Below are 19250 nucleotides of genomic sequence, written 5' to 3'. Positions count from 1 at the left end.
CCTGCTCCGCGCGCCGCCCCCCACCCACACCGGCGTGTCACCCCCACTCCCTCACACCCAGGAGTACCTGGTGTCACAGCTCCGTCCCGTGCGTCGCGTCCTGCTGGCCGCCACGCTGGCCGCCAGCCTCACCCTGCCCGCGATCCAGACCGCTCAGGCCCTCACCACCTCGGCCGCCCCCACGGCGGCCCTGCCCGCGCCCTCCGCCCCCGCCCCCGCCCCCGCCGCGCCCGCCGCGCCGAGCCCGGGTGCCGGCGCCACCCCCTCGGCCTTCGACGAGGTCGACCAGCTCGGCACCGCGACCGCCAGCACCGCCAGCGCCGCCGCGGCGCCCTGCGACGGCTCGCTGACCCTGCTGGGCGTGCCGGGCCTGCTGCCCACCGCCCCCGGCGTGCCCGCCGCCGCCGCCGGGCCGGGCGCCGCCGCGCCCTCCGGCGCGAGCGCCACCACCGCGGCCGGCGTGCCGTGCACCCCGGCGGGCATCGCCGCCCTGGGGACCCAGCAACTGGTCGACTTCCTCAGCGATCCCGCCGTCAACGCCGACTGCGTCAACAACCTCATGCGGACCTGGGACGCGCGCTACGCGAAGATCATGGACGCCGCCCACATCCAGGCCGTCACCGACGCGGTCGTCGCGCGTTCGGCCACCGACGACGGCACCGGCGCAGCCCACCTGCTCGAACTGTGGAGCTTCCTGCACGGGGTCGTCTACCTGGCCTGGAACAACTCCGCGATCAGCGTGGACACCCCCGACACGCAGGCCGCGCTGCAGCGGGCGGTCACCGTCTACACCGGCTCGCGACTCGCCTTCGCACCCACCACCTACGCCGGCTCCACGCTCTCCGAGGCCATGGTGGTCGGCGGCATCACCGGGCTGAGATCCAACCAACTCGGCCTGATCCAGCGGATCCTGGGCACCATGGGCCCGGGCACCACGCTGGCGGGCGACAACGGCTGGAGCGCCGCGGTCCTCGCCGCGCTCAGTGCCAACTACCTCGGCATCTACAACGGCGACCCGGTCTTCGAGAACGCCATCGCGGCCTCCCCGGCCTACCGGGCGGCCTTCCGGGCCTACGCCGGCTACACCCACCTCAAGGGCACCGCCAACGTCTGGACCACCCGTGACGCGATGGCCGAGTACGGCCGCTTCGGTCAGATCCCCGCGCTCGCCGCCTCCGTCAAGGCCGACCTGCCGGGCCTGTTCGCCACCGTGGGCACCAACTTCGGCGCCTACTCCGACCCGTGGGTGAAGATCGTCGGCTGGCTCAACACCTACGGCCTCTGCCAGCAGTTCAACGTCTGCACCGCGCAGATCGAGGCGACGCTCTTCCCGTACACCTACCGCTACGACAACGGCGCCATCGAGGTGCACACCGCCCTCGACAAGGCCACCGTCGACCAGATGTACTACGCCAGCAAGCAGGTGAAGACGCAGTTCTTCCGGGTGCTGGGCACCGACGTGCCGCTGGCCGGCGACGTCAACTCCACGCTGCACATCCACCTGTACGCCTCGCGCTCGGACTACGAGGTCTACCACCCGCTGCTCACCGGGATGGCCACCAACAACGGCGGCATCTACATCGAGAACGGCGCCACCTTCTACACCTACCAGCGCCGGGTGCCGCAGGACTCCACCCTCACCCTCGAGGAGCTGTTCCGGCACGAGTACACCCACTACCTCAACGGCCGCTGGGCGGTGCCGGGTTACTTCGGCAACACGCGCTGGTACAGCAACGACATGACCACCGCGATGGACGAGGGCACCGCCGAGTTCTTCGACGGCTCGACCCGCGACCAGGGCATCGAGGTGCGCAGGTCGCTGGTGGCCAAGCTCGCCCAGGACGAGGCGAGCGGCATCCCGCGGATGACCGTCAAGGACCTCATCCACGCCACCTACACCGACACCCCGGCCTTCCACTTCTACAACTACGCCGGCACGTTCTTCGAGTTCCTCTGGCAGCGGCACCCGCAGCTGATCCGCGACATGTACGGCTACCAGCGCGCCGACGACCCAGCCGGCTTCCAGGGGTGGCGCGACCGGGTCAGCAACGACGCGGCGCTGAACTCCGAGTACAGCGCCTGGCTGGACGTCCAGATCGCGCACGTCGCCGACCTCTACGTGCCGAGCACCGACTTCACCGCCAACGGCGCGCTGCAGTTCGCCTACCCGGCCGAGGTGGCCGCGGCCATCACCAGGGCGACCTCCTCGACACCGACCTGCGTGGACAACGGCGACTGGGCCAACAAGCCGATGCGCTTCGTCTGCACCGGCAGGATCACCGCCAACCTCTCCAACGCCGGTGACCCGAACCAGGTCTTCAAGGACATGTCGCACACCGTCGACTACTTCATCCTCGGCCGCACCAAGGACGTCGCCAACAACCTCAACGACATGAACTGCTACTTCGGCGCGGTCGACGTCTGGAGCACCGGCCAGGCCGGCACCGCGACCTACACCTGTGAGGGTCCGTTGCGCCGCTGACGCTCCCCAGAACTCCCGGCCGGGCGCAGTGGGGAACCTCACGAGGGCTGCGCCCGGCCGGGTTCCAGCAGGTCCCGATCGACCGGAGCCCCGTCCGGTCGGCCCGGACCGAGCGGCCGGCCCCGACTCCTGGGGGCCGGCCGCAGCCATGTGCCACCGCCGACGAAAGGCTGACCACCGTGTCCCCTCTGAGCTGGGACGGCAGCGCGCCGCCCTCCGGCCGTGCCGAGACCACCCGCGAACTCGACTCCGGCATCCCGGGGTTGAGCCTGCGGGCCACCGCGATCGGCGCCCGCGCGCTGGACGTGCGGATCACCCGGGAGGACCGGCTGCTGCTGGTCGAGGCGACCCCCGCCGACCCCGACGGCAGCGGCCCGGTGCGGGTGCGGGTCGAGTGGCGCCTGCCGTGCACCGGCGCCACCGCGCTCTGGACCCCGAACACCGGCGCGCGCTGGCTGCCGCCGTCCTGGAACACCCCGCGCACCGCCTCGCTGCCCTCGGGCGCGCCGATCGGCAGCCTGGTGGGCGCCGGTGACGCGGCGCTGTGCACCTTCGCGGTGGGCGAGCAGGTGCTGCCGGTGAGCATCGGCGAGGGCGCGGTGGAGGAGAGCGGCGAGTTCACCTGGTGGGCGGAGCACGAGACGAGCGGGCCGCTGCGGCTGCGCCTGGACCTGAGTGGTCGTCACTTCGCCGACACCGTGACCGAGATGGCCCAGTGGTGGGCGCAGGGCCGGCCACCCGCGGTGGTGCCCGCGCTCGCCTTCGCGCCGGTCTTCTGCACCTGGTACGTGCGCCACCTGGAGATCACCGCTGCCCAGAGCGAGGAACTGGCCGCGCTCGCCGCGCCGTTGGGCTTCGCGGCGTTCCTGGTGGACGACGGCTGGCAGACCGAGGAGACCTCCCGCTCGTACGCCACCACCGGTGACTGGCAGCCCGCCGAGGGCCCCTTCCCCGACTTCGCCGGGCACGTGAAGCGCGTCCAGGCGTTGGGCCTGGCCTATCTGCTCTGGCACGCGCTGCCGTTCGCGGGGGACCGCAGCCAGGCCGGCCGGCGCTTCGCCGACCGGGTGCTGGCCCGGCTGCCGCAGCTGGAGACCTCCGTACTGGACCCGGCCGACGCGGAGGTGCGCGCGCACCTGGTGGAGCGCCTGAGCGCGAGCGTCGAGCGGTACGGGGTGGACGGACTCAAGATCGACTTCATCGACACCTTCGCCCGGCACGCCACCGACCACGGCGCGGTCGCCGACGGGGTCCAGCAACTGCTCGCCGACCTCGACGCCCGGCTGCGCGCGGCCCGCCCCGAGGTGCTGGTCGAGCACCGCCAGCCGTACGTCGGGCCGGGCCTGTGGCCCTACGCGACCATGGTGCGGGCCACCGACTGCCCGCACAACGCCGCCGAGAACCGTCAGCGCACCGCCGACCTGCGGCTCACCGCCGGCCCGCTGGCCGTGCACGCCGACCCGCTGACCTGGCACCCGAGCGAGGAGCCGGTCGAGATCGCGGTGCTGCTGCAGTCGGTGCTCTTCGCCACCCCGCAGGTCTCGGTCGACCTCGCGCGGCAGAGCCCGGAGCAACTCGCCGCGCTGCGCTTCTGGTTGGCGGTGGCGCGCGAGCACGTCGAGCTGCTGCAGCGCGCCGCCTTCCGCCCGCACCGCCCCGAACTGGGCTACCCGCTGCTGGCGGCCCGCAGCGGGGCCGCGCACGCCTTCGGCCGCTACGGTCCGGTGCCGATCGCGGTGGCGGGCCCGGTCGAGCTGCTGCTGGTCGCCAACGCCGACCCCGACCCCCTGGTGCGGCTCACCTTCGACCGGGCCCCGGGCCCGCTGCTGCTCACCGTCCAGGACTGCCTGGGCGCCACCGTCCTGGAGAGCGCCACCGAGCCGGGCGCCACCGAGCTGGCCGTCGAGGTCCCGCGCGGCGGCCTGCTCACGCTGCGCCGCCCCTAGGGCCTTCGGCGGACTGCCGTGGAGGGGCCCCGCACGGGCGGGGCCCCTCCACGGCGCTGTCGCTACCTCGGGATCAGGAGGCGGCGCTCACCTTGACGGTGGTGAGCTTGCCGTTCTGCGACTCGCGGACCACCTGGATCTTGGTGTTGGTGTCCGGCACCGTCACCGAGAGCTGCGGGGTGGCCGGGTTGGTGTAGACGCCGGTGTGGTCGTTGAAGACCGGCACCGCCGGCTCCGAGCCGATCCTCACCGGCACGCCAGCCTTGTGCAGGGTGAAGGCGGTGGTCGGCTTGAGCGAGAACGTCGCGTCGAAGGTCTGCGCCCGGGCGTTGATCACCGTGCCGTCGGCGTAGCGGATCGGCGTGGGGTGCGCGTCGATCGGCAGGATCAGCCCGCCGCCCGGGTGGTCGACCACGTTGTTGTCCGAGTAGTCGGTGTCCCAGAGCCAGACCAGCACGCCCTCCTGGTAGGGGTAGAAGTCGACCACGTTGGTCTTGCCGGCCACCCCGGAGTACCCGAAGTTGTACGGTCCGGTCTTCAGGAAGGCGCCGTAACCCTCGTAGCGGCGGTTCTCCACCAGGTAGGCGCGCGGGTGCTCCTTGACCGCGGTGCGGCCCTGCACGACCGAGAAGCCGGTCGCGGTCCAGCCCTGGTTGCCCTGCTCCGCACCGTCGTTGAGCAGCGTGTCGGCGCCGGCGGTGATCCTGACGCCGTCCACGGTGACGCCCTTGCCGTGGGTGTTGCTGTCGGAGGTGACGTGGAAGCGCAGCTGCACCTTCTGGCCCAGGTAGGCGTCCAGCGGGATGTGCAGCTGGGTCCAGGCGCCGGAAGTGCCGGTGAGCGCCGGGGTGTTGGCCGTCGAGTTCGGGATGGGCTGACCGTTGACCGTACCGTGCAGCGCGGTCCAGGTCTTGCCGCCGTCGGTGGAGGCCTCGACGGCGAAGTAGTCGTAGTCCTGCTCGATGTCGTACCAGGCGGCCGCGTCCAGCGCCGCCGGGCCGCTGCGGCCGGTCAGGTCCACCTCGCGGGCGAGCGCGTTGTCCAGGTTGTCACCCGTGTCGCTCCACCACTGCGCCTTGCCCTCGAAGGGGTCGGTCAGGTCGGTGCTGGTGTGGCCCGGCGGTAGGTGCACCAGCACGGCCTGCGCCTGGTCGGTGTTGTAACTGCTCACCCCCAGCGCGTGGGTGGAGGTGGTGGCGGCCTGCGCCTCGTCGTAGTTCAGCCAGCCGAACTGCAGCTTGCTCCACGCGTCGAGGTCGCCCGGGTACTCGCCGGTGGTGTTCCTGCCCTTGCCCAGGTAGGAGGCCGAGGACATCAACGACCAGAAGTTGACGCTGTTGTCGCCGCCGTTGGGGCTGGTGCTGTACAGGTCGGGCAGGCCGAGGTTGTGGCCGTACTCGTGGGAGAAGAGGCCCACGCCGCTGTTCTCGCCGCCCTGCACGTAGTCGTAGACGTAGTAGCCGGAGTCGCCCACCGGCGCCCCGCCGATCTTGTCACCGACCGGGCCGACCTGGCCCGAGGGGTCCGGGAAGTCCCAACTGCGGTGCGCCCACAGGGCGTCCGAGCCCTGCGCGCCGCCGCCCCAGGTCTCGTCGACGCCCGCGTGCACCACGATCACGTTGTCGAGGTAGCCGTCGGGCTGGTCGAAGTTCCCGTCCTTGTTGTGGTCGTAGCGGTCGTAGACGTCGTACTGGGCGAGCTGCGCCTTGATGTCGGCGGCCGAGCGGCCCTTGGCGATCTCGCCGTCGTACCAGGCCTTGACCGCGTCCCGGATGAACTCCTGGGCCTGGGTCCAGGCGCCCGAGCCCTGCGGGCCCTTGTTGCTGCCGTAGCGCGCCTCGTTGTACGGCACGGTGACCCAGTCGCTGACGGTGCCCTGCATGTCGTACCGACCGGAGGACTGGGTGCGGTAGTAGTTGCGGACCGAGTCGGCGCCGGGCGTCGGGTCGAAGAACATCTTCTGGTAGTAGTCGCGGCTGAAGTTGCCCTCCCACAGCGTGTGGGTGTCGTCCGCGCCGGGCCTGGGGATCTGGTTGTGCTGGGGGCCCGGGGTGCCGCCGTAGCGCGGCTGCCCGTTGTAGAGCGTGGAGTTGTCGACCTGGTCGCCGAACTGGGCCAGGATCACGAACACCTTGTCGGTGCGCTGCTGGGCGAGCTGGACGTAGTCGTTGCCGACCTTGACCCTGGCCGGCGCGCGGCCGTCCGGGGTGCGGGCGACGGCGCCCTGGTTGAGCTGCGCCAGGGCCTGGGTGCGCAGCGACTGGCGCTCGCGCTCCTGGGGGGCGAGCGGCTGGGCCGGGCCCTCGGTGCCGGTCCCGGTGGCGTTGCCGGCGGCGTCGGTGCCGCCCGCGTCACTGCCGTCGTTGACGGCGATCGAGGGGGCGTTCGGTACCGCCGCCTGCGCGACGGGCCCGCCGAGCAGGGTGGCGGCTATCGCGGTGGTGGTGAGCGCGGCGGCGAGAGCCGCACGGAGTCTGCGCAACTGACCGGTCCTTTCCAGTCGGTGATGGTCGGATGAGCAGCCGTAATATTTCACATGTCATGCGTCACATGAAAGACTCATGAGAGAGAAAGCGGAAGCCGGTGGGGCCGCGCCCCCGCGGTGGTCCCACCGGCTCGTGCCGCTCCCCGAGGTCAGCCCAGTGCGCCTCGCAGGAAGGGGAGTTCGGCGGCCACGATGCGCTCGTTCGCGCCGTCCGGCGTCAGGTGGCTCACCCCCGGCAGCGGCAGCACGCTGTGCGGGCGCCCGGCACGGTGCAGCGCCTCGGAGAGCAGCAGGGTGTGCGAGGGGTGCACGTTGTCGTCCGCCAGGCCGTGGATCAGCAGCAGCGGGCGGCGCAGCGCGGGCGCGTCGGGCAGCAGGCAGTCCGCCGCGTAGCCCTCGGGGTTCTGCTGCGGCAGGCCCAGGTAGCGCTCGGTGTAGGCGGTGTCGTAGTGCCGGAAGTCGGTCGGCCCGGCGCCCGCCGAGGCGGCGTGGAAGACGTCCGGGCGGCGCAGCACCGCCATCGCGGCCAGGTAGCCGCCGTAGGACCAGCCGCGCACGCCGACCCGGGTGAGGTCCAGGTCCGGCTCGCGCTCGGCCAGCGCGTGCAGGGCGGCGACCTGGTCGTCCATGGCGACCTCGGAGAAGCGGCGGAAGATCGCCCGGGTGAAGGCCGGTGAGACGAACGGGGTGCCGCGGTTGTCGGTGGTGACCACCAGGAAGCCCTGGTCGGCCCACCACTGGCGCAGCTGCCAGCGGCGCGGCTCGCTGGCCACCGCCTGGAAGCCGGGCCCGCCGTAGACGTCGAGCAGCACCGGCAGCTTGCGCCCGGCGACGTGAGCGCGCGGGTAGACCACGGCGGTGGGCAGCGCGCGCTCGGTGACCCGGGCGAGGGTCGGGCGGACCTGGTAGGGCAGCGGCTCGGCGAGGTCGGGCAGGGTGAACTCGCGCTCCCCGCGCAGGACCGTGCGCCGGATGCCGGTGGGCCCGGCGGCGGTCAGCAGCAGGCTGTCGCCGGCGGCCAGCGCGCTGTGCACCCCGGGGCCCTCGGTGAGCCTCTCGCAGCCGCCGTCGGCGGGGTCGATCAGATAGACGTGCTGGTCGGCCGGGTCGCCCTCACCGGCCTCGACGAGCAGGCGCCCGCGCAGCACGCCCACCACCCGGCGCACCTGCAGCCGCTCCGAGCTGAGGATCCGGCCGTCCACGGCGATCGCCCGGGCGCTGCCGTCGGAGGTGTCGGCGGCGGTCAGCATCCGACCGTCGGCCAGTCGGGCCGGCGTGCCGGGCACCTCGTCCACCCAGAACTCGTCGGTGGTGCGCGAGAGTTCGACACTCTTGCCGGTGGTCGGATCGGCACTGAGCAGCAGCACGCACTGCTGCAGCCGGTCGGCGACGGTCAGCAGGAGCTCGCCGTCGTCGGCCCAGTGGGCCGCGCACAGGTACGGGTGCTGCTCGGTGTCCCACTCCAGGCGCAGCCGCGAGCCGTCCAGCCCCAGCACCCAGAGCTGGACGTCCGCGTTGGGGCCGCCGGCCTGCGGGTAGGCGAAGGACTCGGCGGGCCGCTCGGGGTGCGCGGGATCGGCGAAGTGGCGCCGCGGCAGGGCGGAGTCGTTCACCCGGGCGACCAGCAGGCGGGTGCCGTCCGGCGACCACCAGTGGCCGCGGTGGCGGCCGAGCTCCTCGGCGGCGGCGAACTCGGCCACGCCCCAGCGGGCGCCGTCGGCGGGGCTCAGTGCGGTGGGCAGGCCGGTGACGTACAGCGCGTCGTCGGCGACGTAGGCGGTGCGGCTGCCGTCGGGGCTCGGGCGCGGGTCGAAGACCGGGCCGGCGACGGCGAGTTCGACGCTCTCACCGCTGTCGGTGGCGATTGTGAAGAGCCGGCCGTCCAGGGCCAGCACGACGGTGGTGCCGTCCGGGGTGGCGGCGAAGGTGCCGATCCCCGGGGCCCAGAGCCTGGTCCGCTCGCGCAGCCGGCGCTCCAGCACCGGCAGGTCGCGCGGCGCCCCGGTGCGGCCGGGGATCAGCCGGGCGGGGTCGGCGAGTTCGCGTTCCTGGTAGGTCGTCAGGTCGAGCAGCCAGAGCCGGTCGACGGGATCCTGCGCACCCGTGGACCGCAGGAAGAGCAGGCGGGTACCGTCGGCGGTGAAGGTGAGGGCGCGCGGCGTGCCGTAGCCGAATCGGCCGGTGCGGGCGCTCAGGGCGAGGAAGGGATCTGCGGGTTCGGTCACCGCCCGATGCTTGCCCGCGGTGCCCGGTCTGGGCTAGAACTATGCAGTGTGAAATGTCACACATCATCACTGGACGCCGAGCCCGTCGAGCCACCGCAGCCGCTGCCCGGCGCGGTGGAGCTCTTCGCGCTCGATCCCGCGCTGGCCCACCTCAACCACGGCTCCTACGGCGCGCTGCCGATCGAGGTGCAGCGCGAGCAGGAGCGGCTGCGCGCCGAGCTGGAGGGCGACCCGGACGGCTTCTTCCTGGCCGCCCCCGGCCGGGTCGCGGCCACCCGCGAGCGGCTGGCCCGGTGGCTGGGCGCCGATCCGCAGGGCCTGGCGCTGCTGAGCAACGTCACCGAGGCGGTCGCCGTCGCGCTGGACAGCATCCCGTTCGGGCCCGGCGACGAGATCCTGGTGACCGACCACGGCTACGGCGTGGTCACCCTGGCCGCCGAGCGCCGGGTGGCCGAGTGCGGGGCGCGGGTGCGCACCGTCGCGCTCCCGCTGGACGCGGCCGACCCCGCCGAGGCGGTGCTGGCGGCGGCCGGCCCGCGCACCAAGCTGGCCCTGCTCGACCGGGTCACCTCGCCCACCGCCCGCGAGGTCGCCACCGCCCCGCTGCTGCGCGCGCTGGCCGAGCGCGGGGTGCTCACCATGGTGGACGCCGCGCACGCGCCCGGCATGCTGGACGCGGACCTGGCGGCCGGCCGGCCCGACTTCTGGTTCGGGAACCTGCACAAGTGGGCCTTCGCCCCGCGGGCCAGCGCCGTGCTGGTGGTGGGCGCGCCGTGGCGCGAGCGGGTCCGCCCGCTGACCTACTCCTGGGAGCACCACCGCGGCTTCCCGGCGAACGTCGAGTGGCGCGGCACCGCCGACTACACCGGCTGGCTGGCCGCACCGACCGGTCTCGCGCTGCTGGACCGGCTCGGGGTGCGGGAGGTCCGCGAGCACAACGCCCGGCTGGCCGCCTACGGGCAGCGGGTACTGGGCGAGCTGGCCGGGCTGCCCGCGCTGCCCGCGTCGCCCGGCGTCTCGATGCGCGCGGTGCGGCTGCCGGCCACGGTGGCCGAGGACGAGGCGGGCGTGGTGGCGCTGATGGCGGCGGTCCGCGACGAGCTGGGCGCGCGGGTCGCGGTGCGGCCGTGGGCGGGTGGCGGGGTGCTGCGGGTCAGCGCCCAGGTCTACAACCGGCCCGAGGAGTACCGGGCGCTGGCGTCCGGGCTGCCGTCGCTGCTGGCGCGGCTGGGGGGTTGAGCGGGAGGGGGCCTCGCCGGTGGCGGCCAAGCGGCCGGATGGTCGCGTGGTCGGGCGGGTGGCCCGGGGTGTCAGATCTCCAGGGTGCCCTCGATGACCTTGAGCTGGTGGCGGGCCATCGCCAGGTTGGCGCGGGCCCGGCTGAGCGCGAGGTAGAGGAAGAGTCCGCGGCCGTTCTGCATGGTCAGCGGCCGGATCAGGTGGTACTGGTTGGTCAGCGTGATGAGGATGTCCTCGATCTCGTTGTCGTGCAGCTTGAGCAGCTCCATGGTGCGCATCTTGGCCCGCACCACGTCGGTGTTGCCGGCCGCCGCGACCGTGAGGTCCAGCTCCGGGCTGTCGCCCAGCGCCCCCAGCGCCATGCCGCTGCCGTAGTCGACCAGGGCCACGCCGATCGTGCCCTCGATGGCCATCGCCTCTTTGAGCGAGGTCTCCAGATTCCCCATGGTGCCGTCCCCTTCGTCGTCCGGTCGTCGTCTTCGTCGCCGTCTGTTTCCCCGACTGTAGGGAGGGCGGAAACGCTGGGTTGACGAATGATCACAGCTGTATCGGTTTCGATCGATCATGACCGGAGGTGACTGGAGAAGGTCGCGAAAACGGTGCGATCAATGTCAGCCCTGCCGGGTAACCTCTGGCTGAGATGCTGGAACACCACACCGACCACACCGCTTGCGTCCCGATCCCCGGCCACGGCCGGGGAGCCGGCCCCGCAGCCGCAGGCGTCACCGTCTGCGACCCACTCCCACGGGAAGAAGAGGTGACGCGATGAGCAGCGCCCTGTCCGACGACGACGAGCTGAGCCCCGCCGAGGCGTACGCGGCCTCCCGCCGCCGCGCCCAGGAGCAGGCCACCGCCCTGTACGGCTTCCAGGAGCTGTACGACTTCCCGCTCGACCCCTTCCAGCTGGAGGCCTGCCAGGCGCTGGAGGGCGGCGAGGGGGTCCTGGTCGCCGCGCCGACCGGCTCCGGCAAGACCATCGTCGGCGAGTTCGCCGTGCACCTGGCCCTGCGGGCCGGGCGCAAGTGCTTCTACACCACCCCGATCAAGGCCCTGTCCAACCAGAAGTACGCCGACCTGGTCAAGCGCTACGGCGCGGCCAAGGTCGGCCTGCTCACCGGTGACAACACCGTCAACGGCGACGCGCCGGTGGTGGTGATGACCACCGAGGTGCTGCGCAACATGCTCTACGCGGGCTCGCAGACGCTGGACGGCCTGGGCTACGTGGTGATGGACGAGGTGCACTACCTCGCCGACCGCTTCCGCGGCGCGGTCTGGGAGGAGGTGATCATCCACCTGCCGGAGTCCGTCACGCTGGTCTCGCTCTCCGCCACCGTCTCCAACGCCGAGGAGTTCGGCGACTGGCTGGACACCGTGCGCGGCGGCACCAAGGTGATCGTCTCCGAGCACCGCCCGGTCCCGCTCTGGCAGCACGTGATGGCCGGCAGCCGGATGTACGACCTCTTCTCAAACCCCGACACCGACGGCCGCCCCAAGGCCGGACCGCGCAACCCCGCCAAGGCCGTCAACCCGGAACTGGTGCGCCTGGCCCGGGCCGAGTCCGAGCGCAACCCGCGCTTCCAGGGCCGCGGCCGCGGCCGCTCGATGCCCAGCGGGCGCCCCGGGCGGGTCTGGACCCCGAGCCGGGCGGACGTCATCGACCGCCTCGACGCCGAGGGCCTGCTGCCCGCGATCACCTTCATCTTCAGCCGGGCCGGCTGCGAGGCCGCCGTCCAGCAGGTGCTGACCTCCGGCCTGCGCCTGAACGGCGAGCAGGAGCGGGCCCAGGTCCGCGCCCTGGTCGAGGAGCGCTGCGCGGCGATCCCCGACGAGGACCTGCACGTGCTCGGCTACTTCGAGTGGCTGGACGCGCTGGAGCGCGGGGTGGCCGCGCACCACGCCGGCATGCTGCCGCGGTTCAAGGAGGTGGTCGAGGAGCTCTTCCTGAAGGGGCTGGTCAAGGCCGTCTTCGCGACCGAGACCCTGGCGCTGGGCATCAACATGCCGGCCCGCTCGGTGGTGATGGAGAAGCTGGTCAAGTGGAACGGCGAGGCCCACGCCGACATCACCCCCGGCGAGTACACCCAGCTCACCGGCCGGGCCGGGCGGCGCGGCATCGACGTCGAGGGCCACGCGGTGGTGCTCTGGCAGCGCGGCTTCGACCCCGAGGCGCTGGCCGGCCTGGCCGGCACCCGCACCTACCCGCTGCGCTCCTCCTTCAAGCCGTCCTACAACATGGCCGTCAACCTGGTCTCCCAGTTCGGCCGGCACCGCTCGCGCGAGCTGCTGGAGACCTCCTTCGCCCAGTTCCAGGCGGACCGCTCGGTGGTCGGCATCTCGAAGCAGGTGCAGCGCAACGAGGAGGGCCTGGACGGCTACCGCGAGGCGATGACCTGCCACCTGGGCGACTTCGAGCAGTACATGAGCCTGCGCCGGGAGCTGAAGGAGCGCGAGAACGAGCTCGCCCGCGAGGGCAGCGGTCAGCGCCGGGCCGCGGCGATCGAGGCCATCGAGGCCCTCAAGCCGGGCGACGTGATCCACGTGCCGACCGGCAAGTTCGCCGGGCTCGCGCTGGTGCTCGACCCGGGTCTGCCGCCGGTCAGCCGCAACGGGCGCGGCACCACCCGCCACCCCGACTTCCAGGACGGCCCGCGCCCGGTGGTGCTCACCGCCGAGCGGCAGGTCAAGCGGCTGGCGATGATCGACTTCCCGTACCCGGTGAGTGCCGTGGACCGGGTGAAGATCCCCAAGTCCTTCAACCCGCGCAGCCCGCAGTCCCGCCGCGACCTGGCCTCCGCGCTGCGCACCAAGGCCGGCCACCTGGAGCCCGAGCGCTACCGCAAGGGCCGGGCGGCCGCCGCCGACGACCCGCAGATCGCCCAGCTGCGGGTCGAGCTGCGCCGCCACCCCTGCCACGGCTGCGACGAGCGCGAGGACCACGCCCGCTGGTCCGAGCGCTACCACCGGCTGCACCGCGACACGGACGCGCTGCAGCGCCGGATGCGCTCGCGCACCCACACCATCGCGCGCACCTTCGACCGGGTCTGCGGGCTGCTCACCGACCTGGGCTACCTGTCCGGCGACACCGTCACCGGTGACGGCAAGCGGCTGGGCCGGCTCTACGGCGAGCTCGACCTGCTGGCCTCGGAGTGCATCCGCGAGGGCGTCTGGAAGGACCTCGCCGCCGCCGAACTGGCCGCCTGCGCCTCGGCGCTGGTCTACGAGGCCCGGCAGTCCGACGACGCCACCGCGCCGCGGGTGCCGGAGGGCGGCGCCAAGGAGGCCCTCGGCCGGATGGTGCGGATCTGGGGCCACCTGGACGCGCTGGAGGAGCAGCACCGGATCAACACCGCCGAGGGCGTCGGCCAGCGCGAGCCGGACCTGGGCTTCGCCTGGGTCGCCTACCGTTGGGCGCTGGGGCACAACCTGGACGCGGTGCTGCGCGACGCCGACATGCCGGCCGGCGACTTCGTGCGCTGGACCAAGCAACTGATCGACGTGCTCGGCCAGATCCAGGACGCGGCCGGTGAGGACGCCGCGCTGCGCACCACCGCCCGCAAGGCGGTCGACGCGCTGCGCCGGGGCATCATCGCCTACTCCTCGGTCGGCTGAGACCTCGCCGGGCCGGGCCGGACCGGGCGTGAGCCCTGCGCCCGGCCCGGTCGGGCGGAAGCCGGTGCGCCCCCGGCAGCGGAGATCCGCTGCCGGGGGCGCACCGCCGTCGGGGCCGCGAGGGCCCGCTACGGCCTCAGCCGAGCCGGACGGTCTCAGCCGAGCTGGAAGGTCGCCTCGACCGGGTAGTGGTCGCTCGGCGACCGGGTGTCGAGCTGCCCCGGGGTCCAGCCGCTCTGCGGGTCGAAGTCGATCTGGACGGTCGGCTGCGCGAGGGGCACCGGACGGCCGGGGGCGTTCAGGTAGCCGAGGTAGTCCAGGTCGTCGCGGTAGTCCTTGGGGAAGGTCTCGATGCCGCTCATGTACTGGCACCAGCTGGCCGCCACGCAGTCCATGGTGGTGCGGGTCTGGCTCGGGTCGGTGGCCGGGGTGCCGAGCACGCCGCCCACCGCGTTCTGCGCGTTGGTGTAGTCGCCGCGGGACTGCCCGCCGAAGTACTCCACGTTCAGGTCGCCGCCGAAGAGCACCGGGGCGCTCGCGCCGACGATGCCGTTCACCCAGGACTTGACCTCGCCGAGCTGGCCGAGCCGGGTGGCCTGGGTGGAGGCGGTGGGCGCGTCCGACTCGTCGGCCTGCAGGTGGGTGCCGACCACCCAGCTGGTCACGCCGGCCTTGGTGACCTTGGCCAGCACCGCGCCCTTGTTGGCGTGGTAGTCCCAGGTACCGCTGGTGGAGTTGCTGTAGACGTGCGCGTACTGGGCGCCGATCGGGTACTTCGAGAGGATCATCGTGCCGCCGTTGATCACGAACGGGGAGCTCGAACAGTTGCCGCTGATCCCGTTCCACCCGCCGCCCGAGCAGGTCGCGCCCACGACCGGGGTGCGGTAGGGGTAGAGGTCGGCGAGCTTGCTGTTGATGTCGCCGATCGAGGTGTTGTTGAACAGCTCGTCCAGGATGACGACGTCGGCGTTGTGCTGGCGGATGATCGACTCGACCACCGGGGTGCGGGTGGAGGCCTGCTCGTTCTGGCTCCAGTCCACCACCGCGGTGCCGAGGTCCACGTTCCAGGCGAAGACCGAGAGGCTGCTGCCGGCGGGCGCGGTGGCCGCGTAGACGGACTGGGTGGCGGTGGCGCCGAGCAGCGCGGCCGCCACGACGGCCGAAGCCAGTGCGGCGGTGGTACGAAGCGGGGTCATGGTGAGGGCTCCTGAGGGTGGGTCGGCTGAGCGGGACGGCGGAACCCTAGCTACCCGCGGGTACGTTCGGAAGAACGGCAGCCGATCAGTCCGTGGCAGGAAGATGTCTGCACAACCCCGTAGGCCTGTGGCCTTGATGTCTGCACAACCCGGCCCGGTGGATCGCCATGATGTCTGCACAACTCGGCTGGATCCGCCGGGCCGGACCCGGCCCTACCGCCGGTGCAGGTACGCCGCGCCGACAGCCCGCAGGTGCTCGTGCATGCCGTCGTAGGCGCGCACCGGTCCCAGCAGGCGCTTCGGCAGCTTGGCCACCATCGTGTAGTTGGTGTCGCAGACGTTGGCGGCCGGCGCCAGGCCGGCCTGGCTGACCAACTGGTAGGCGTCCAGCTCGTCCAGGCCGAGCAGGTCGCGGGTCCAGCCGACCAGGTCGTGCTGGCTGATCCGGAAGGCGTCCTCGAGCGGCCGGGCGGAGCCGGTGCTGATCAGGTGGCCGTCGCTCTCCAGCCGGGGCCAGGCGGGCCCGCCGCCCTTGATCAGGTCGACCACCACCACCGTGCGCATGGCCGTCTCCACCGCCGTCCCGCAGACCTCCCCCTCGCCTTGCCGGGCGTGGCCGTCGCCGATCGCCAGCAGGGCGCCCTCGACGTTGACGCGGAAGTACGCCGTCGTGCCGGCCCGCATCTCGGGGGTGTCGAGGTTGCCGCCGTGCGCGCCCGGGGTGATCGACATCAGCGTCTCGCCGGCGGCGGGCGCGACGCCGACGGTGCCGTGCATCGGGTCCAGCGGCAGGTCGACGGTGAAGTCGCCGGTGCGGGCGCGGAAGCGGCAGACGCCGGTCGCCACGTCGATCTCGTAGAGCCAGACCCGTTCCTCCAGCGGCGGGTGCAGCATCGCGGTGGTGTGGGTCGCGGTGAGGGCGCCGAAGTGCGGGAAGGTGCTGGAGACGCCCCAGTCGCGGGCCGGGGTGATCTCCACGAAGTGCACCGCGAGGGTGTCGCCCGGCTCGGCGCCGGCCACCGCGATCGGGCCGGTGACCGGGTTGAGGTAGGGGAAGACGCAGACCTGGCTGGGCAGGTCGCCGAAACCCCGCACGGCGCCGCCGAAGCAGTCCTCGGTGGTCAGTTCGACGATCGTGCCGGGGCGCACGGTGGTGAGCGGGGGGCGGGTGCCGAAGGTGTGGACGTAGTCGTCCGGGCCGGGGTGCAGGGTCACCAGGTCGGGCTCGCTCATCGGTTCTCCTCGGCAGGGGTGGCGGTCACGGTGTCCGCCGCGTCGGGGTTCGCCGCGTCGGGGTCCGGTGCGGCGACGGCGGCCAGCCGGGGCCGGCGGCCGGTCGCGATGAGGCCGGTCAGCACGACCACGCCGACCGCCAGCCAGACGAAGCCGAGGCGCTGGGCGGCCACGTTGGCGTTGACGACCACGTACGCCAGGATCGCGAAGCCGAGGACCGGGGCGACCAGGTGGCGCCAGTAGTCACGGCTGCGCCGGCGCACCAGGTAGTGCACCACCACTGAGACGTGCAGCACCAGGAAGGTGGTCAGTGCCCCGAAGTTGACCAGGGTGCTCAGCAGCGTGATGCCGTCGGACCGCGCCGCCATGGCCAGTCCGAGCACCAGCGAGACCGCGGCGGTGAGCAGGGTGGCGTTGACCGGCACCCGGTGCCGGGGGTGGATCCGGGCCAGGAAGGACGGCAACTGCCGGTCGCGGGCCATCGCGTAGAGCAGTCGCGCGGTGGCGGCCTGGGCCACCAGGGAGTTGGCGAAGCCCCAGGCGACCGCGGTGGAGACGGCGGTCAGCGTGGCCAGCCAGCCGCCGGCGGCGGTGCGGGCCGCGTCGTAGAAGGCGGTCCCGCCGGGGTCCCCCTGGCTGATCAGCGCGCCGGGGTCGGTGACCAGCAGCGAGGCCACCCAGGTCTGCACGATGAACAGGGTGCCGGCGAGCAGGAGCGCGGCCACCATCGAGCGGCCGATGGCGCGGGTGGAGTCCTTGTTCTCCTCCGAGAGCATGGAGATCCCGTCGAAGCCCAGGAAGCTCAGCGCGGCGATCGAGACCGCGCCGAAGACCAGGCTCCAGGAGAAGGTGTGCGCGTCGTAGAGCGGGGTGAGGTGGAAGCCGCGGCCCCGGCCGTGGGCCAGGGCCACCAGGCCGACGACGACGAACAGCGCCAGCACGATCAGCTCGCCGAGCAGCATCACCTTGTTGACCCGGGAGGTCATCTCGACGCCGAGGTAGTTGACCACGGTGTTGAGCAGCACGAAGCCGACCAGCCAGAGCCAGACCGGTACGCCCGGCACCAGCGAGTTCATCGCGACGCTCGCGATCAGGTAGAGCAGGCCGGGGACCAGCACGTAGTCCAGCAGGATCATCCAGCCGGCCAGGAACCCGACCGGAGCGGCGATCCCGCGGCCGGCGTAGGTGTACACCGAGCCCGCCATCGGGAAGGCCCGGGACATCTGCGCGTAGGAGAGCGCGGTGAACATCATCGCCACCATGCCCAGGGCGTAGGCCAGGGCGACCATGCCGCCGGAGCCCTGGAAGACGCTGCCGAAGATGCCGAAGGGGGCGATCGGCACCATGAAGACCAGTCCGTAGACCAGCAGGTCGCGAAAGCCCAGGGAGCGGCGCAGCTCCTGGGTGTAGCCGTAGTTCTCGATGGTCCGGGGGGCGGGAATGTCGGCCATGGCTGCTCTCTTCTCCGAGACGGCCCTGTGGGGGTGGGGGAGACAGTAGAGGCAACTATTTCCAAATGGAAGGGTTTTGTCGGTGACGGCCGTGGAGGCGGCAGCGGGCGGACGGCGCAGCGGGCGCCGGCAGCGCGCACGGCGCTCATGGTGCTCACGGCGCTCAGGGCGTCAGCACGGCGCTCACGCTCGGGGCGTCAGCACGGCGAAGTCGAGCCCCTCGGCGCGGGCCAGGTGGACCTGCTCGCGGGGCGGGCCGAGCGGAGCGCGCGCCCACGCCCGCCTGGTCGCCGCGTCGTCACCGTGCAGCAGCCGCCCGGCCGCCCGGGTCAGGCCGCGGGGGACCAGCGCCCGGCGCTCGGCGAGCGCGGCCACCAGGTGCAGGCCGTCGTACAGCCCCTCGGCGTAGGCGTCCAGGACCGGCGCCCGAGGCCCGAAGAGCGCCAGGTGCCGCTCGGTGAGCCGCAGTCGGCGTTCCTGGGCCAGCGAGGCGAAGGACGGCATCGACGCGTAGAGCGTCCCGCTGTCGTCGCCCCCGTAGGCCAGCAGCCCGTTCTCCTCCAGTGCGGCCGACAGCCGCACCAGGTGGTCGAGGCCGGCGTGCCGCAGCGCCCGGTTGAAGCCCACCAGGTCGCGGCCGATCAGGCTCAGCAGCACCGCGTCCACCCGGGACCGGCGCAGCGCCGCCAACAGCGGTTCGAGCGCGGCGCCCGCCGTGCCGATCGGGATCCGCCGCTCCAGGACCACCTGCGCGGGTGTCCCGGCCAGCAGGGTGCGGGCCGCCCGGTGCACCGCGTGCGGCCAGACGTAGTCGTTGCCGATCAGCGCCCACCGCCGCAGCCGGTGCCGCGCGGTCAGCCGTTCGAGCTGTCCGCGCAGCTGGCGGGCCGGATCGACGCCGGTGCGGAGCACGCCGGGCAGTCGCGCTCCGCCCTCGTGCGGGGGAGTGAAGACGTACGCCACCCGGCCGGCCACCACCGCCCGCACGGCCCGGTGCACGTCACTGGCGTGGCAGCCGGCCACCGCGTCCACCGCGCCCGCGGCCAGCAGCGCGCGGGTCCCCGCCGCCACGGTCGCCGGCGCCGCGCCACCGTCCACCAGCACCAGTTCCAGCGGGCACCCGCGCACCCCGCCGGCCGTGTTGACCTCGTGGGCGGCGAGCAGCGCCGCGTCCACCGCGGAGGGTCCGGTCAGCCCCAGCGGTCCGGACTGCGGCACGACCAGCGCCACCCGCAGCGACCGCGGCCGCCCGGTCTCCCGCCGCTCCCGCGCGCCGTGCAGCGCTTCGAGTGGATCGACCAGCCTCGCCTCGATGCCCATGGGGGCGAGTATGGTCGTCACGGCGGTGCCGGGACGAGCCGGGACGGGATCGACAGAGGGGAAC

11 protein-coding genes are annotated in these 19250 nt (G+C 72.9%); 4 read left to right on the top strand and 7 right to left on the bottom strand.

The genetic code is table 11. The features are described from left to right. Nucleotides 1-70 precede the first annotated feature (70 nt). Together ABD323_RS02910 and ABD323_RS02905 are read left to right on the top strand one after the other, a co-directional pair. Complete coding sequence (locus ABD323_RS02910; protein WP_344438683.1) at nt 71-2482, top strand: collagenase; 2412 nt, start codon at nt 71-73, stop codon at nt 2480-2482. A gap of 179 nt (nt 2483-2661) precedes the next feature. Continuing rightward, nucleotides 2662-4428, top strand: coding sequence for a glycoside hydrolase family 36 protein (locus ABD323_RS02905; RefSeq protein ID WP_344438681.1), 1767 nt, complete (start codon nt 2662-2664; stop codon nt 4426-4428). A gap of 73 nt (nt 4429-4501) precedes the next feature. Here the strand turns inward: ABD323_RS02905 and ABD323_RS02900 are convergent, their stop codons facing one another. Both ABD323_RS02900 and ABD323_RS02895 read right to left on the bottom strand, forming a co-directional pair. Beyond that, nucleotides 4502-6910: an immune inhibitor A domain-containing protein gene (locus ABD323_RS02900; RefSeq protein WP_344438679.1), complete on the bottom strand. Its 2409-nt coding sequence runs from the start codon at nt 6908-6910 to the stop codon at nt 4502-4504. A gap of 152 nt (nt 6911-7062) precedes the next feature. Continuing rightward, nucleotides 7063-9138 carry a S9 family peptidase gene (locus ABD323_RS02895; RefSeq protein WP_344438677.1) on the bottom strand — a complete coding sequence of 692 codons (2076 nt, stop codon included), beginning with the start codon at nt 9136-9138 and terminating at the stop codon, nt 7063-7065. A 48-nt stretch (nt 9139-9186) separates the two neighbouring features. On the opposite strand from ABD323_RS02895, the gene ABD323_RS02890 reads away from it, so the two are divergent. Beyond that, nucleotides 9187-10377 (top strand): aminotransferase class V-fold PLP-dependent enzyme, encoded by a 1191-nt coding sequence (locus tag ABD323_RS02890; RefSeq protein WP_344438675.1) that lies wholly within the window; start codon nt 9187-9189, stop codon nt 10375-10377. 71 nt (nt 10378-10448) lie between these two features. On the opposite strand, the gene ABD323_RS02885 is transcribed toward ABD323_RS02890, so the two are convergent. Then, nucleotides 10449-10823, bottom strand: a complete 375-nt coding sequence (locus tag ABD323_RS02885; protein ID WP_344438673.1) for a hypothetical protein — start codon at nt 10821-10823, stop codon at nt 10449-10451. A 319-nt stretch (nt 10824-11142) separates the two neighbouring features. Between ABD323_RS02885 and ABD323_RS02880 the strand changes: the two genes are divergently transcribed. After that, nucleotides 11143-13986, top strand: coding sequence for a DEAD/DEAH box helicase (locus ABD323_RS02880; protein ID WP_344438671.1), 2844 nt, complete (start codon nt 11143-11145; stop codon nt 13984-13986). A 155-nt stretch (nt 13987-14141) separates the two neighbouring features. On the opposite strand, the gene ABD323_RS02875 is transcribed toward ABD323_RS02880, so the two are convergent. The 4 genes from ABD323_RS02875 to ABD323_RS02860 form a co-directional block, all read right to left on the bottom strand. Further along, nucleotides 14142-15182, bottom strand: coding sequence for a sphingomyelin phosphodiesterase (locus ABD323_RS02875; protein ID WP_344438669.1), 1041 nt, complete (start codon nt 15180-15182; stop codon nt 14142-14144). Nucleotides 15183-15395: 213 nt separating this feature from the next. Beyond that, nucleotides 15396-16415: an acetamidase/formamidase family protein gene (locus tag ABD323_RS02870; RefSeq protein WP_344438667.1), complete on the bottom strand. Its 1020-nt coding sequence runs from the start codon at nt 16413-16415 to the stop codon at nt 15396-15398. Next, complete coding sequence (locus ABD323_RS02865; protein ID WP_344438665.1) at nt 16412-17866, bottom strand: APC family permease; 1455 nt, start codon at nt 17864-17866, stop codon at nt 16412-16414. Before ABD323_RS02865 ends, ABD323_RS02870 begins: the two co-directional genes overlap by 4 nt. 183 nt (nt 17867-18049) lie before the next feature. After that, a complete protein-coding gene (locus ABD323_RS02860; protein WP_344438663.1) occupies nt 18050-19186 on the bottom strand; it encodes an ABC transporter substrate-binding protein in 1137 nt (378 codons plus the stop codon). Nucleotides 19187-19250: the final 64 nt, after the last annotated feature.

The sequence above is a fragment of the Kitasatospora nipponensis genome, from assembly GCF_039528135.1.
GTDB classification, from domain to species: domain Bacteria; phylum Actinomycetota; class Actinomycetes; order Streptomycetales; family Streptomycetaceae; genus Kitasatospora; species Kitasatospora nipponensis.
The sequence above is the reverse complement of the archived record's forward strand: the minus strand, read 5'-3'. Positions and strand labels throughout refer to the sequence as shown.

Bases quoted from the DNA above. Each gene is read 5' to 3' on its own strand.
- ABD323_RS02885 (WP_344438673.1), bottom strand. From the start codon at position 10,823: ATGGGGAATCTGGAGACCTCGCTCAAAGAGGCGATGGCCATCGAGGGC.
- ABD323_RS02880 (WP_344438671.1), top strand. From the start codon at position 11,143: ATGAGCAGCGCCCTGTCCGACGACGACGAGCTGAGCCCCGCCGAGGCG.
- ABD323_RS02875 (WP_344438669.1), bottom strand. From the start codon at position 15,182: ATGACCCCGCTTCGTACCACCGCCGCACTGGCTTCGGCCGTCGTGGCG.
- ABD323_RS02870 (WP_344438667.1), bottom strand. From the start codon at position 16,415: ATGAGCGAGCCCGACCTGGTGACCCTGCACCCCGGCCCGGACGACTAC.
- ABD323_RS02865 (WP_344438665.1), bottom strand. From the start codon at position 17,866: ATGGCCGACATTCCCGCCCCCCGGACCATCGAGAACTACGGCTACACC.
- ABD323_RS02860 (WP_344438663.1), bottom strand. From the start codon at position 19,186: ATGGGCATCGAGGCGAGGCTGGTCGATCCACTCGAAGCGCTGCACGGC.